This is a genomic window from Rossellomorea oryzaecorticis (assembly GCF_045897515.1).
GTDB classification, from domain to species: domain Bacteria; phylum Bacillota; class Bacilli; order Bacillales; family Bacillaceae_B; genus Rossellomorea; species Rossellomorea enclensis.
Genome location: NZ_JBJOSA010000011.1, coordinates 25,122 through 39,884, shown reverse-complemented (window position 1 = coordinate 39,884; position 14,763 = coordinate 25,122). Strand labels below are relative to the sequence as shown.

At 46.2% G+C, this 14,763-nt stretch carries 16 protein-coding genes; 2 read left to right on the top strand and 14 right to left on the bottom strand.

All coding sequences use genetic code 11. The features are described from left to right. Nucleotides 1-70 precede the first annotated feature (70 nt). The 4 genes from ACKA06_RS13545 to ACKA06_RS13530 form a co-directional block, all read right to left on the bottom strand. Entirely contained in the window at nt 71-406 is a 336-nt protein-coding gene (locus tag ACKA06_RS13545; RefSeq protein ID WP_214871890.1) for a LapA family protein, read from the bottom strand. A 13-nt stretch (nt 407-419) separates the two neighbouring features. Further along, nucleotides 420-1,346, bottom strand: coding sequence for a cation diffusion facilitator family transporter (locus ACKA06_RS13540; RefSeq protein WP_032087518.1), 927 nt, complete (start codon nt 1,344-1,346; stop codon nt 420-422). Between the two features lie 130 nt (nt 1,347-1,476). After that, nucleotides 1,477-3,741 carry a protein translocase subunit SecDF gene (gene secDF, locus ACKA06_RS13535; RefSeq protein ID WP_197671362.1) on the bottom strand — a complete coding sequence of 755 codons (2,265 nt, stop codon included), beginning with the start codon at nt 3,739-3,741 and terminating at the stop codon, nt 1,477-1,479. Between the two features lie 116 nt (nt 3,742-3,857). After that, complete coding sequence (locus tag ACKA06_RS13530; protein ID WP_058297868.1) at nt 3,858-4,175, bottom strand: post-transcriptional regulator; 318 nt, start codon at nt 4,173-4,175, stop codon at nt 3,858-3,860. 131 nt (nt 4,176-4,306) lie between these two features. Between ACKA06_RS13530 and spoVB the strand changes: the two genes are divergently transcribed. Then, on the top strand, nt 4,307-5,854 hold the full coding sequence (gene spoVB, locus ACKA06_RS13525; RefSeq protein WP_064564372.1) for a stage V sporulation protein B: 1,548 nt from the start codon (nt 4,307-4,309) through the stop codon (nt 5,852-5,854). A 45-nt stretch (nt 5,855-5,899) separates the two neighbouring features. Here spoVB and ACKA06_RS13520 read toward each other — a convergent pair whose 3' ends face one another. Beyond that, nucleotides 5,900-6,544: a DUF421 domain-containing protein gene (locus ACKA06_RS13520; protein ID WP_411159896.1), complete on the bottom strand. Its 645-nt coding sequence runs from the start codon at nt 6,542-6,544 to the stop codon at nt 5,900-5,902. Nucleotides 6,545-6,614: 70 nt separating this feature from the next. After that, nucleotides 6,615-7,910: an ArsB/NhaD family transporter gene (locus ACKA06_RS13515; RefSeq protein ID WP_411159895.1), complete on the bottom strand. Its 1,296-nt coding sequence runs from the start codon at nt 7,908-7,910 to the stop codon at nt 6,615-6,617. Between the two features lie 93 nt (nt 7,911-8,003). On the opposite strand from ACKA06_RS13515, the gene ACKA06_RS13510 reads away from it, so the two are divergent. Further along, nucleotides 8,004-8,450, top strand: coding sequence for a TIGR04086 family membrane protein (locus tag ACKA06_RS13510; protein ID WP_081941087.1), 447 nt, complete (start codon nt 8,004-8,006; stop codon nt 8,448-8,450). Nucleotides 8,451-8,512: 62 nt separating this feature from the next. Here ACKA06_RS13510 and yajC read toward each other — a convergent pair whose 3' ends face one another. From yajC to ACKA06_RS13470, 8 genes are all read right to left on the bottom strand, one after another. After that, nucleotides 8,513-8,773, bottom strand: coding sequence for a preprotein translocase subunit YajC (gene yajC, locus ACKA06_RS13505; RefSeq protein WP_032087512.1), 261 nt, complete (start codon nt 8,771-8,773; stop codon nt 8,513-8,515). A gap of 45 nt (nt 8,774-8,818) precedes the next feature. Then, nucleotides 8,819-9,958 carry a tRNA guanosine(34) transglycosylase Tgt gene (gene tgt, locus ACKA06_RS13500; RefSeq protein ID WP_032087511.1) on the bottom strand — a complete coding sequence of 380 codons (1,140 nt, stop codon included), beginning with the start codon at nt 9,956-9,958 and terminating at the stop codon, nt 8,819-8,821. 38 nt (nt 9,959-9,996) lie between these two features. Next, complete coding sequence (queA, locus tag ACKA06_RS13495; RefSeq protein WP_411159894.1) at nt 9,997-11,022, bottom strand: tRNA preQ1(34) S-adenosylmethionine ribosyltransferase-isomerase QueA; 1,026 nt, start codon at nt 11,020-11,022, stop codon at nt 9,997-9,999. A 37-nt stretch (nt 11,023-11,059) separates the two neighbouring features. After that, nucleotides 11,060-11,266 carry a DUF2905 domain-containing protein gene (locus ACKA06_RS13490; RefSeq protein WP_411159893.1) on the bottom strand — a complete coding sequence of 69 codons (207 nt, stop codon included), beginning with the start codon at nt 11,264-11,266 and terminating at the stop codon, nt 11,060-11,062. Further along, nucleotides 11,263-12,264, bottom strand: coding sequence for a Holliday junction branch migration DNA helicase RuvB (gene ruvB / locus ACKA06_RS13485; protein WP_032087508.1), 1,002 nt, complete (start codon nt 12,262-12,264; stop codon nt 11,263-11,265). The genes ACKA06_RS13490 and ruvB overlap by 4 nt, the downstream gene beginning before the upstream one ends. Nucleotides 12,265-12,291: 27 nt before the next feature. Beyond that, the gene (gene ruvA / locus ACKA06_RS13480) at nt 12,292-12,906 is read right to left on the bottom strand and encodes a Holliday junction branch migration protein RuvA (RefSeq protein WP_064564378.1); all 615 of its coding nucleotides are present in this window, start codon (nt 12,904-12,906) and stop codon (nt 12,292-12,294) included. A gap of 378 nt (nt 12,907-13,284) precedes the next feature. Continuing rightward, nucleotides 13,285-13,830: an intercompartmental signaling factor BofC gene (locus ACKA06_RS13475; protein WP_098151194.1), complete on the bottom strand. Its 546-nt coding sequence runs from the start codon at nt 13,828-13,830 to the stop codon at nt 13,285-13,287. 148 nt (nt 13,831-13,978) lie between these two features. After that, nucleotides 13,979-14,719: a YhcN/YlaJ family sporulation lipoprotein gene (locus ACKA06_RS13470; protein ID WP_058297875.1), complete on the bottom strand. Its 741-nt coding sequence runs from the start codon at nt 14,717-14,719 to the stop codon at nt 13,979-13,981. Between the last annotated feature and the right edge of the window lie 44 nt (nt 14,720-14,763).

The following is a 14,763-nucleotide window of genomic DNA, read 5'->3' as shown; positions in this document are numbered from 1 at the left end:
AGGAGGTTGTTCAATCACCCGCCCTTTGGAAAGCAAAACAAAAACCAGCGGCGGCTGCCGCTGGCTTTTGTCATTCCCCTGTTTCCCCGATTGAATCAGGAGCCTGTTTCTTCAAGGAAGTTTCTTCCTTCTTTTTTGCATTTCCATTTTCTGCTTGTTCTTTTAAGATAAGGTTCTCTTTTTCCAATGTTTTGACTTTACGCTGCACGACATACAACCGAAATAGACCGACGGAACCTATGATGATGCCTCCCATCAGCACAGAGCCCAGTATGACCAGGATAAGCGGCCATTCAGCCTGGCCGAATAAATAATTGACCGTCACCGGATCGACATTGATGACTGCAAATACCGCCACGATCAGCGCAAATATGATGCCCAAGAGTAATGTCCATTGAAACTTCATCCTGATTCCTCCCCTACATTAAATCCACCGAATCCACTGAATCCCCTTCTGTTGGATTATATGGATTGATGTGAACAAATACGTCATTTACATTCGATTCTTCCAGAAGCTTTTTCTTTACGGCTTTTCCTACACGATGTCCCTCTTCCACTGTCATGAAAGGATCGACGCTGATTTTCAGATCGATGATGACATAGTGGCCGTGTTCCCTTGCATGGAGCTCGTTAATTTCCTTGACTTCCGGCACAGTTTCCACAATCTTTCTGAACGGAACGATATCTTCTTCATGAAGGACATGATCCAGTGTATTATGTATGGATTCCTTTCCAAGATGCCAAGCCATTTTCAGCACAAGAAGTGCTACAAACAACCCTGCCACCGGATCGGCGTAAACCAGCCACGGGATACCGAGTTTTCCTCCAAGAATGGAAGCTGCGATCCCTATAAGTGCAGCAATGGACGAGAATACATCTGAACGGTGCTCGTGTGCATTCACGATCAAAGCATCACTCTTTAACCTTTTACCCAATCGATATTTATATTGAAACATTGCTTCTTTCACAATGATGGAAAAGATGACGGCATATATCGCAATCATCCCCGGTGGTGATAAGGGGTGAAAAAAAGATTCAATCGACGACTTTCCGATTTCGATGCCGACCAGAAATAATAAAACAGCCACAATGATTGCTGCAATCGATTCCGCTTTCCCGTGCCCATAAGGATGGTCCCTGTCCGGAGGCTGCTTGGCAGCGCGCAGACCGATATAAACCGCCAGTGATCCCGCTACATCTGAAGCAGAATGAACGGCATCCGCGATCAGGGCCCGGCTGTTGCCTGCCACTCCCGCCCACCATTTGATGATGGCAAGAAGTATATTCCCCACAATACCGATCATGGCTGCAAATTCGGCTTTTTTAAAACGATCTTCAGGATTCATGAAGTTCCCTCCTCCTTCCTCTTTCGTTTCTATTGTAACCCAACACCAATGAAAAAACGCGACAGTTCACCATAGCCCCCAAAAGTAAAAGATCCGGGATACTGTTATCCCCGGATCTTTTTAGGTGATATTAAACTTGCGGTTCATCCGACCACTTTTTCTTTTCTTTCACCGTTTTGATCGTGCCTTTTTTCTTAAGTTCCTTTTTCTTCATGACCAGCCACAACTGAGCAGCGATGAATACAGAAGAATAAGTACCTGCGATCAATCCGACGAGCAATGCGATCGAGAAGTTCAGGATCGATTCGCTTCCAAAGATAAGAAGGGCTATGACTGCGATGACCACTGTCAGGACGGTGTTCACAGAACGGCCCATTGTTTGACGGAGACTCTGATTCACGACGTCTTCAATGTCTTCAGCCGTTTTAAGGCGGCGTTTTTTATGAAGATTTTCCCTTATACGGTCGAAGGTGACGATCGTATCATTGATTGAGTACCCGACAATCGTCAGTACTGCCGCAATGAATGTGATATCCACTTCAAGTCTTGTCAGACTGAAGAAAGCGATGATAAAGAATGCATCATGCACCAATGCAAGTACGGATGCCACACCCATTTTCCACTCAAATCGGAACGTGACGTAGATGATGATTCCTATTGAGGCGATAGCTACGGCTTTCATTGCATTCTTTGCAAGCTCTTTACCGATTACCGGTGATACGGTGCTGATACTTGGCTCTGCACCATACAGTTTATTGAAGTGATCTTTCAACTTCGCAATCTGATTTTTATTCAAGTCGTCTGTATACCGGACGACTGCCACGTTTTGTTCGTCCCCGGAAATGACGATATTATCAGAAGGGAGATTCACTTCTTCCAGCTCTTTTTTCACTTGTTCTGTTTTCAGGCTTTTATCGGCAAGGATCTGCATCCTCGATCCACTTTCAAAATCAATTCCCAGATTCAAGCGGAAAATAGCCAGTACGATGATACCTGCTGCCAGTAATATCCCGGATAAAGCAAAGAATTTCTTTCGGTTCTTCGCAAAATCAAACTTATCAAATTTCGTCGGCAGATCAAGCGTATCATAATTTTCGGCAAGATCCTTGATTTCACTTTGTTTGACCCCGAACCAGCCCGGCTTCTTGTTGAATACCCTGCTGTTGACCCACAGGCTGAGCAGCAGGCGTGAGCCCCAAACCGCCGTGATGAAGCTTGTCAGGATACTGACGATCAGCATGGTGGCAAAGCCTTTTACAGAGCTTGTGCCGTACACAAACAGTACAGTTGCTGCAAGGATCGTCGTCACATTGGCATCCAGGATCGTCAGGAATGATGATTTGTTACCAGCCTGGAATGCAGAGCGGATCGGTTTCCCGACTCTCATTTCTTCCTTGATCCGTTCGTAGGTGATGATATTGGCATCCACCGCCATACCGACCCCAAGGATTATCGCTGCGATTCCCGGAAGCGTCAATACCCCGTTCATCAGATCAAAGATCAACAATACGAGATAAAGATAAACGGACAATGTGATTGTGGCGATCAATCCAGGGAAGCGGTAGTACGCAATCATGAATAAGAAAATGATCGCGATGCCCACGATTCCTGCAAGGACCGTCTTATCAAGTGCCTGCTGTCCGAATTGCGCACCTACGGAAGTTGAATACACTTCATCCAGTTTCACCGGAAGGGCACCTGCGTTCAATAATGAAGCGAGGTTTTGCGCTTCTTCCACCGTGAAGCTTCCCTCGATGATGACTTCATCCGAGTTGATCGGTTTGCTTACTGCTGGGGCGGAAAGGAATTTAGGGTCCTGTTTGCCCGCCTCTTCTTTATAAGAATCTTTTCCCTCTTCATAGTCCAGCCAGATGACCAGCTGATTTTGAGGGGCCATTCCCAAAATGTCCTTCGTCAATTGATAGAATTTTTCACGATCTTTCAATTTCAATGAAACGATCGGGTTATTCTGCTCATCGAATGTTTGTTTAGCTGCACCTGATACAAGGTCCGACCCATCCAGACGAAGCTTATCATTTACGTCCCGGAATGAAAGATTCGCCTCAGTCGAAAGGATTTCCCTCGCCTGATTCTGATCCTCGACACCGGCTAGTTGAACACGGATCCGGTTTCCGTCCTCGATTTGTATATTCGGTTCACTGACACCCAGGACATTGATACGCTTGTCCAAAGCATCTGCTGTATTGGAAACTGTCTCCTTCGTGATTTCCTGTCCATCTTTCAGAGGCTTTACTTCGTAGAGTACTTCGAACCCGCCTTGAAGGTCCAACCCCAATTTAATATTGTCCAGGATGTTCTTTGCTGTTCCCCCCATTGTACCTGCAAGTAAAAATACAAGTAAAAAGAAGGCGATTATTCGGCCGCGCTTTACCATTATGTATGAATCCTCCTTGCCGTTTTACACCCAAAATTATTTCTGCTTAAATACTCGATAAATCCAACCTTATTATCTATTACAATGATTAGCGTGTCAATTAAATTTCAGACAATTCACCTGTTCTTTCCCGGACGAAGCAGTTCATTTAATTCTTCCTCATTGACCTCCTCGAACCAGTTCGGGGAGCGGTATGCCTCCACCGTTTCAAAGCTCATGTATTCCCCCGGCTTGACGGTCAGGACATCGCTGACCAGCTGGTACGTTTTCACATTCACTTCAGGCTTCTTCCACTTCTTTTTAGTCAAGTAAGCCCATAGCCTTTCAACGTCGGCCCTGCCGTACCCCAAAAGCTCAAACTCTTCCACTTTACTTGAAAGTGCTGGTTCCAATGAATCATAAAAACGATCGTAAGGATGCTGATTCGCCTTCATTCTTTGTCACCGCCTAGGGCTGAATGTTCACAATCAGCCAGAATTATGTACAACTTGTCATGCTTTGTCCACATGTCTGCATATACATTATTGTATACGATTATACCATTTTTGAGAAGGCAGGGAATATTATGTCAAAGTTTCTTAAAGGCACAATCATCTTGATGGCTGCCGCCTTTATTACGAGGATATTGGGTTTTGTCAATCGGATCGTCGTCGCCAGATTCATCGGCGAAGAAGGCGTGGGACTGTTCATGATGGCATTTCCAACCCTGATCCTTGTCATCACCATGACCCAGATCGGGCTCCCGGTAGCCATTTCAAAAAACGTCGCAGAAGCAGAAGCAAAAGGGGATATCCGGAAGGTCAAAAGAATATTGGTCGTTTCCCTGTCCACTACTTTACTCCTATCCGTCATCTTCACCCCTGCCCTTATATTGCTCGCCCCATTTTTAACCGAAACACTGTTTACGGATGAACGTATTTATTATCCGCTGGTGGCAATAGCACCGATCATTCCGATCGTGGCCATTTCCTCAGTGATCAGGGGTTATTTCCAGGGGCGTCAGAACATGAAACCGTCCGCTATTTCACAAGTCATCGAGCAGGTCGTCCGCATCACATTCATTGCCGTATTGACCAAGACATTCCTCCCGTACGGCATCGAGTATGCAGCCGCTGCCGCGATGGCAGCTTCGGTACTTGGTGAACTGGCATCCCTTCTCTATTTGTTTGCAAGCTTCAAGATCAGGAAAAAATTCAAAATAAGAAAGAACTTTTTCAAATCCATCAAGGATGGCCGACATACGTTCAGCGAATTAATGAGCGTTGCCCTGCCTGCCACGGGAAGCAGGATGATCGGATCGATCGCCTGGTTTTTCGAACCGATCGTTGTCGCTCACAGCCTTGCAATAGCCGGGGTTGCAGCATCTGTTGCCACCAAACAGTACGGTTCGCTTACCGGTTACGCCCTGCCGCTCTTGTTTCTGCCGTCGTTCGTTACATTGTCCCTGTCTCAATCACTGGTCCCGGCAATCAGTGAAGCGAATTCTAATAAAAACTATTCGCTGATTGAACACCGCCTTCAGCAGGCATTGCGATTTTGCCTGATTACCGGCGGCATCTCAGTCGTCATTCTTTATATTTACGCAAAACCTCTTATGCAAATCATGTACGGCAGTGAAAGCGGGGCTGCATTCCTTATGATCATGGCCCCGTTCTTCCTGTTTTATTATTATCAGGGGCCGCTGCAGGCGGTGCTCCAGGCTTTGAATCTTGCCAGAGCCGCTATGATCAACAGCCTTATCGGGGCTGTTGTGAAAACAGCGGTCATTTTCATTCTTGCCTCACAGCCGGCTTTCGGCATCCACGGTGCAGCCCTTGGGATCGTAACAGGTTTCATGCTTGTCACCCTGCTTCATTTCATGACGATCCTAAAATATATCCCGATGACGATCTATCTCAGGGATTATGCAAAAATCATCCTGGTGCTGGCAGCTTCAGGGCTTTGGGGGCATTATTCATTCCTGGCTCTCTTTACAGACGAAGGTCTCATTTGGAGGCTCTTGTTCGGGGTCATTTCCACAACGGTCATTTACACCGGATTGTCCATCGGCTTGAAGCTCATCATCAAGGAAGATTTGGCAAGGATCCCTTTTATCCGCAAATTAATTGTTTAACAAATAAATCCCCATTCTGACTCTGATGTTCAGAAAGGGGATTTCTCAATTATCGATCATATCAATGTGAAACTGCCCGTTATGGAAGCTGCAAAAGGATATTTTTGTGAGGTCCCTGTATCCTCTTTCCCGCAGCTCCTTCCGCAGCCAGAATGCTGTTTTACCCATCATGTCGAGATGGGGCGTCTGTACCTGGCCATCGAGGATGAGCGGGAGTGTCAGCGAGCCTGAAGACTTTTTTTCTTTTTTTAATACCGACAGGCTGCCGGACGGTTCAAGAACCGCAAACTCTACGTCTGCCAGATTGAATACATCCTTCTCCCGCAATTGGAGCAATAAATCGTCAAAATTATACCGTTGTTTTTTCATTGCTTTTTCATCTATCTTCCCATTATGGATCAGTACGGTCGGTTTTCCATCGACCATTTCCCTGAATGATTTCGAGCGCAGTGAAAACCACGCAGAAATAAATTGGACCAATACCATCACGCCCATGGGAAGTATGGTATGTATGATTGGATCCGCGGGTTCTTCAATGGCGAGAACTGCCATCTCCGCAATCATGATAAATACTACGAGGTCCAGGATGCTCAATTCCCCGATTTCCCGTTTGCCCATCATCCGAAAAATGAATGTTATCAATAAATAAAGAAAAAGCGTGCGTATGATGATGACTCCATATTCCTCCACAACTTTTCCCCCCTAAAAAACATTTCACCTGTTAGTATGGGCATTTGGAAAAAAATAATAGGAGGAATTTTTATCCTCCCATGAATGGCCGCAAATATTTAAAATAAACGTAAACGGAAGAAACAGCGAGTGATATCAACGTTATGGGCACCCCGATCAGAAGATATTGATAAAATTTGATATGTACATTTTCTTTGGCTGCAAGTCCTGCGATGACCAGGTTTGAAGAAGAGCCCAGCAGGGTTCCGTTCCCGCCGAGACACGCCCCTAATGCAAGCGACCACCAGACGGGATCCATATTCACCATTCCGAATTCACCGAATTCCTGTATGACCGGGATCATGGCTGCGACAAAGGGAATATTATCGACCACTGCAGAAAGGATGCCGGTCCCCCACAGGATCGCAAATGACGTTTTCTGCATGTCCCCGTCAGTCGCCCTGATGATCTCCCGTGCAGCTTCATCGATGAAGCCCGCTTCCTCAATTCCACCAACGAGCAGAAACAATCCAATAAAAAAGAATAACGTCCCCCACTCCACTTCTTTCAGAATACTTTCAGGAGGATAGATCTTTTCAAGCAGCAGCATCAACAGTACTGCACCTGCAATCGCCACAGTTGTCACATCGAGATGGAACATCGGGTACAGTGAAAAACCGGCAAGGACCATCAGAAGAACGGAAATCGATTGAAATAAACCATTATTCTTTTTCAAGAAATCTTTTGCTTGGACCCCTTTCAGAAGAAGCTTGCGATCTTCTTTGACGTGAATATGTTCCCTGTATACCGCGCCCATGATCAATAACGTGACGACGTAGACGATCGACACCACGGGTAGCAGGTTTTCCAAAAAGGCATTAAACGTAAAATGCTTCACCGCCTGGCCGATCATCATATTAGGTGGATCCCCGATAAGCGTGGCCGTCCCCCCAATGTTGCAGGCGAGAATGGTCATGATCAAATAAGGGATCGGCGGCAGATCCAGTAATTTGGTCAGTTTAAATAAAATCGGGACGAGCAGCATCGCAATCGTTACGTTTGCCAGAAAGGCAGAACCTGCTGCAGCAAGCAGTGAGAAGAAAACGAGCAGAGCGAGGCCGTTCCCGTTCACAAGCTGTGCCATCCGAACCGCCAGATACTCAAAAATGCCTGTTTTACTTGTCATCGTAACGATAAACATCATGGCAAACAACAGGGCGATCGTTTTCCAGTCTATATACGTGAAGAGTGCTTTTTCGATAGGGAAAGCACCGATTAAAAGCATGACGGCGCCGCCTGCCATCGCAGCGAGGACACGGTTCCATTTTTCGGTTATCAATAAAAAGTAGACAAGTATGAAGACGATAAGAACGAGAGTTGGTGACATAATCAAGCTCCTTCTGCCGAAGTGGGAGTTATTCATAAGTCTATGAGGCTTGACCATAAAAAATTTCTAGTCTTTTTTCGTTTTCCTGAGAATATGCTTGTACTAGTAGAAAAATTAACTAAGAGAGAAGAAAGGGGAGGAAAGATCATCGAAGCGAAAAAAATCGGAGGTGCCGTACTTTACGGGACTTTGACCATTTTTCTAATAGCGGTTGTGGCAAGTGTAGTATTTTCGTTGATGCTTCGTTTTACCGAGCTGACCGAAGGTTCCATATCGTTGTTTGTCACGATCATCTCATTTTTAGCATTATTCATCGGCGGATTCATGTCCGGGGGAAAAGGGAAGATGAAAGGGTGGATGCTCGGCGGTTCCACCGGGCTGATTTACACTCTGGTCGTATTCTTGTTCCAGTATTTGGGGTACGACAGCCTTTTTTCTATGGAACAGTTGGTTTATCATGGCTGTTATATCGTGACGGCGATGATGGGCGGCATCCTCGGGGTCAATTTGAGCGGGGGGCCATCAAGTAAATCTTCATGACTTAACGAAAAAAAGGCAGGTCCACTGTGCACACAGATGCGGACCTGCCTTTTCATTTACCATTATACATTGACCACTTCTCTGATCGCATTGCGATCATATGTAAGTCTGCTTCCGTCACCGCACAGGATGACAACCTTGCCTTCCTCGATGGCATCGATTGTTCCATGCAATCCTCCAATCGTGACGATTCTGTCACCTTTGGCAAGTTCACTCTGCATTTTCGTCACTGCTTTTTGACGCTTTTGCTGCGGACGAATAAGCAGGAAGTAGAAAAGCACGAACATCAGGATCAACGGTAATATCGTTCCTAAACTTTCCATTCCATTTCCCTCCTTTCAATATAAGGGTTTGACGTTACTATTAGCTTAGAAGTTTTTCGCATCCGGGCGGTTAAACCCGTATTGTTCGAAAAATTCTTCTCTGAAGTCCCCCAGTCGATCTTCACGAATCGCTTGTCTGACCTGCTCCATTAAGTTTAACAGAAAATGAAGATTATGATAAGTCGTAAGGCGTATCCCGAAGGTTTCATCACATTTGATAAGATGGCGGATATAAGCCCTGCTGTAATTTTTACATGTATAGCAATCACAGTTCTCATCAATCGGCCTGAAGTCCCTTGCGTATTTGGCATTCTTTACGACCAGGCGCCCTTCACTTGTCATCAATGTTCCGTTACGGGCGATCCGGGTAGGCAGTACGCAGTCAAACATGTCGATTCCCCTGATTGCACCGTCGATCAAAGAATCAGGCGACCCTACGCCCATTAAATAACGCGGTTTATCATCAGGAAGGTGAGGAGTCGTAAACTCGAGCACACGGTTCATGACATCTTTAGGTTCACCGACGGAAAGGCCCCCGACAGCGTATCCAGGGAAGTCCAGAGAAACCAGGTCACGGGCACTCTGCTTTCGGAGCTCTTCATACTCTCCGCCCTGAACAATTCCAAACAGTCCCTGATCCTGCGGTCTTTGATGAGCCTGCAGGCATCTCTCTGCCCATCTTGAAGTCCGTTCCACCGAACTTTTCATATACTCATATTCCGCAGGATAAGGAGGGCATTCATCGAACGCCATCATAATGTCTGAACCAAGTGCATTTTGGATTTCCATCGCTTTTTCCGGGCTGAGGAATAATTTATCCCCATTCAAATGATGACGGAAGTGGACTCCTTCTTCTTCGATCTTACGGAGCTTGCTCAGACTGAATACCTGGAAGCCCCCTGAGTCAGTGAGGATGGCACGGTCCCAGTTCATGAATTTATGAAGGCCGCCAGCCTCCCTGATAATTTCATGTCCGGGGCGCAGCCATAAATGATATGTGTTGCTGAGTATGATTCCTGCATCCATTGACTTAAGATCTTCCGGTGACATCGTTTTTACTGTGGCAAGCGTCCCGACCGGCATGAAGACAGGTGTTTCAAATGACCCATGCGGTGTATGGACGCGGCCGAGCCTGGCCCCGGTTTGTTTACAGGTTTTGATATGTTCATATTTTATTGCAGTCAAAGTGGTGATTCTCCTTCCAAATTGGGTAAAGCTTACGATTACTTTATAAACATGGCATCGCCGAAACTAAAGAACCTGTACTTCTCCCTCACGGCTGTTTCATATGCGTTGAGAACATTCTCCCTGCCGGCTAACGCGCTCACGAGCATGATCAGGGTGGATTTCGGAAGATGGAAATTGGTGATCAGCGCGTCTATCCCTTTGAATTCATAACCGGGGTAGATGAAGATATTGGTCCATCCATTTTCCTCCACGAACTTGCCGTGCTTCGAAGCTATGGTTTCCAGCGTCCTTGTTGACGTCGTTCCGACGGTGATGACCCTTCCGCCCCGCTCTTTCACTTCGTTCAATAAGCGAGCAGTGCCTTCGGAAACCTGATAAAACTCGGCATGCATGTCATGCTCTTCAATATTATCCACTGAAACGGGCCTGAATGTACCAAGCCCGACATGAAGCGTGATAAAGGCGATATGTATTCCTTTTGCTTTCAGGTCCTCCAGTAGTTCTTCCGTAAAATGCAGGCCCGCAGTCGGTGCGGCTGCAGATCCCCGTTCCCTGGCAAACACGGTCTGATAGCGGTCCTGTTCATCCAGGCGTTCACGGATGTAAGGCGGCAGCGGCATTTCCCCGAGCTCGTCGAGGACTTCATAGAAAATCCCTTCATAGTGGAACTCCAGTATTCTTCCCCCATGGTCTTTCAAACCGACACACACCGCTTTCAGCTTTCCATCGCCGAACACGATTTCAGTGCCGACCCTTACCCGCTTTGCGGGCTTAACGAGGGTTTCCCATTGATCGCCGTCTTCCTGTTTCAACAGAAGGACTTCGATATTGGCGCCGGTGTCTCCCTTTTGACCGAAAAGCCGTGCCGGAAGCACTTTTGTATCATTCAATACCAGGCAGTCTCCTTCCTCGAGGAAATCGACGATGTTTTTAAAACGATAATGTTCAATCGATCCATTTTCTTTATCCAAAACCATCAATCTGCTTTCGGAACGATGCTCGAGCGGTGTCTGAGCAATCAATTCCTCAGGCAGATGAAAATCAAAATCTTCTACATTCACTTTATGTCACCCAGCTTCTTAATCTCACCTATGAGGTCTATTTGAATCGTCCTATGATATAAAAGACAAGAGAAAGTATAACACTTAACAAAATAGATGTCATAAGTGGAAAATAAAATGTTGTATTTTCTTTTTTGATCACGATGTCACCAGGGAGTTTCCCTATTTTGATAAACTGCATCAGGAAGCCGATGATCAAGATGATTACGCCTATGATCATCAAAAGCTTCGGAAGACCTGTCACTTGGCCGGCACCTCCAGTTGAAAATGTTCATACACAAGATGCGTTACGATCCTTCCCCTCGGCGTTCTCTGAAGGAAACCGATCTGCAAAAGATAAGGTTCATATACATCCTCGATTGTATGTGATTCTTCCCCTATGCTTGCGGCGATGGTGTCAAGTCCGACCGGACCTCCCCTGAAGCGTTCGATGATGCCGCGGAGCAGCTTATGATCAATATGATCAAGACCCAGTCTGTCGACTTGGAGCAGCTCAAGTGCTTCTCTCGAAAGCTCTGTGGTTATGTCTCCGTTTCCTTTGACCTGTGCAAAGTCCCTTACCCGCCGAAGCAGCCTGTTCGCGATCCGCGGGGTCCCCCTTGAGCGTCTTGCCAGTTCTTCAGAGGCCGGCGCTTCGATCTTTGTATTCAGGATCGCCGCCGTTCTCTGGACAATTTCATTTAACTGCTCTTCATTATAGTATTCCAAACGGCACAAAACTCCAAACCTGTCCCTGAGCGGTGCTGAAAGAGCCCCTGCCCTCGTCGTGGCTCCCACAAGCGTGAAAGGCGGAAGATCCAGGCGGACTGACCGTGCACTCGGGCCGTTTCCGATGACGATATCGAGGCAGAAATCCTCCATGGCAGGATATAATACTTCTTCGATTGCCCGGGGGAGCCGGTGAATCTCATCGATGAACAATACATCGCCAGGCTCAAGGGCCGTCAGTACTGCTGCCAGGTCACCGGGCCTTTCGATGGCCGGGCCCGAAGTCGTACGGAGATTCACGCCCATCTCGTTGGCTATGACGGCAGCGAGGGTCGTTTTCCCAAGTCCCGGCGGACCATAGAGAAGAACATGATCTAATGTTTCCTGACGCATTTTTGCCGCTTCAATGAACACTTCCAGATTATGTTTCACTTTGTCCTGGCCGATGTATTGTTTAATCGTCTGCGGCCGAAGTGAATATTCAAATGAGTCCTCATTCAATTCAGATTCACCTGATACAATTCTCTCTTCCATTCAGTCTTCCTCCTTTCGCGTTTTAACTTACTTCAGCAGTAGCTGCAGGGCTTTCCGGATGATTTCATCGGCTGACAGACCCTGATCCTTCAATTTTGGCGTCACTTTCTTTATTTCCCTGTCAGAGTAGCCAAGGGCTTTCAGGGCAAGAAGTCCCTCTTCAAAGGCTTCATCTTTCTCACCTGAAGAAGATGCTGCCCCTTCATGATCATTAAAGAGATTCGGGAAGTAATCCGGTACGACATCCTGCAGCTTCCCTTTCAAGTCGAGGATCATCTGGCGGGCTGTTTTCTTTCCCACCCCCGGAAACTTCGTAAGAAAACTTTCATTTTCCTCCTCGATCGCGGTGATTACCTGCTGAGGTGCACCCGATGCCAAAATGGCCAAAGCCCCTTTGGGTCCAATTCCAGAAACATTCAACAATTTCATGAACAATAATTTTTCTTCTAAGGCAAGAAATCCATAAAGAGCGATGAGATCTTCCCGCACATGCTGATATGTAAAAATCTGCAGTTCCTGATTCTGATACTTTGAATAAACGAACGGATTCGCCGTATACAATTGATAACCGATTCCGTTATTCTCCACCACTACATACTCGGGCCCCACCTGTGCGACGGTCCCTTTTATATATTCATACATAACGTTCTCTCCCTATCTTAAAAGCGGAGGGGCTTTGCTAAGAGGCGTGTGGCATAAGACGAACCGGCCTGGAAGGCGCTCTTTGCCTTCTTGGATGGTTTGACTTATGACATGTGCCTCTAAGCCCCGCAGCTGGATACATACTTAAATACTCATTCTATCATATCTTTCCGATTAAAGACGGAAAATCCCCAGTACAAAGAAACATCTGTTCTTATTTTATCAAAAAATGATGGATTGTGAACTCAAATAGGGAGAGAAGTTTCTTTTCTTATTTCATCAAAGCCTGCACAAGAAAAAATCCTAATAGAATCCAAAAAACAGCCAGAATCTCTTTCATTCTGGCTGCTGTATTCAATGTATGAAGTTTATTTGGGGTCATTCCGGAACCGAATATTGCTTAAAGCTTTCCAGTACTTCTTCAAATTTCTGTTTGGATTTCACGGGTATCCCTTTTATTAATGTCTCATGACTGTTGCTCTCAAGCTTTTCGACATCGATTTGAAAGAAAGACTGTATAATCTCAGCCTGGCCCGGTTTTCCATTAAAGATGGACAGTACACCATTTTCCGAAATCCCGAAGTATCCGTTCGTTTTCAACAATGGGGAGATATCATCCACCTGCTTTTGGAAAATCACTTCCTCCTCGGTCATATCGATGAGCTGCCAGTCAGCGTATGCAGCCCAGAAGTCTTCCATACTCCAAATGGTCTCCTGGACGATTTCTTCACTGATTTCCCCGTCAAGATACACTCTTTCAAGCTTCACCGTCACCGTATGGGCGGAAGCAACATCAGCCTGGTCTTTTATCTGCTGTATTTCTCCCCGGTCGGCAGCCTGCTTTTCTTCTGTATAAAAGAAAGTAAAATAGAATGCGCCCAGCAAAAGCATTACCATAAACACGATTCGAATCTTCATCGTCATCGTGATCACCTCGTACTCGTTTTATGTCTTTCCTTCAATGACTAGTGTGGCCCAATCCTGTTAAGAATATCCAACATCCTCACAACTTTTATCTTAATCGCAAAAAAAGATCACCAAAAGAGACCTGCTCTTTTAGTGACCTTTATGTTCATTGATTGTTCTTCAATGATTTTATCATATTGTGGATATCCAGGTTTATTGCTTCGAACGGCCCGCCGTCACGGAGGTCATTATCAATGTTCCTCACCCGGCTGAATGTCCCTTCATCAACCACCACAGAAACAGATCTGCCGTTCAGATACGGCTTAACAGCTTTCTTAATGTTCGATTTAGTCGCTTCTTCTGCCTTTTTACTATGATCTTGAAGCTCTACAGCAATCAGCACATCAGAACCGTATGCCACTGCACGCACATCACTTACATTATCAACCTTCCCGGTAACGTCGCCGATTTTTTCGGCAAGGTCGCCTTCATAAGCTGTGTAGTACGATCTGTTGGCTTTTCGGGTATTGTCATCCAAGTGGCCGTGATAATTTGCGTCCCCGTGGCTGGCGCGTGCATCCTGTTCAAGGAAGCTCTTATCATAATCAGCCAATGGTGCAGAAGGATTCCTCGGATTGCCGTTCTCATCCTTGACTTGAAGATATTCACGTTTTTTCTGGCGAATATCCTTTCCTTCCCTGCCGACCGCTGAATGATCATACATTTCCGTCAAAGGACCATCCCGGTCGTCCTTTTCATCCCCGCCATGGCCTTCATTGGAATAGAATCCCATTGGTTCATAGGAATCCGTATATTTATTCTGAGCTTCTTCTTCGCCTGTATTACAAGCTGTCAGCCCCAACGTCATTACGGCTGTCAATGGTACCATGAATAATCTTTTATTCAATGGTGCTTCCCCCTTCAACCCGCTGATTGAGCATATTACATGCT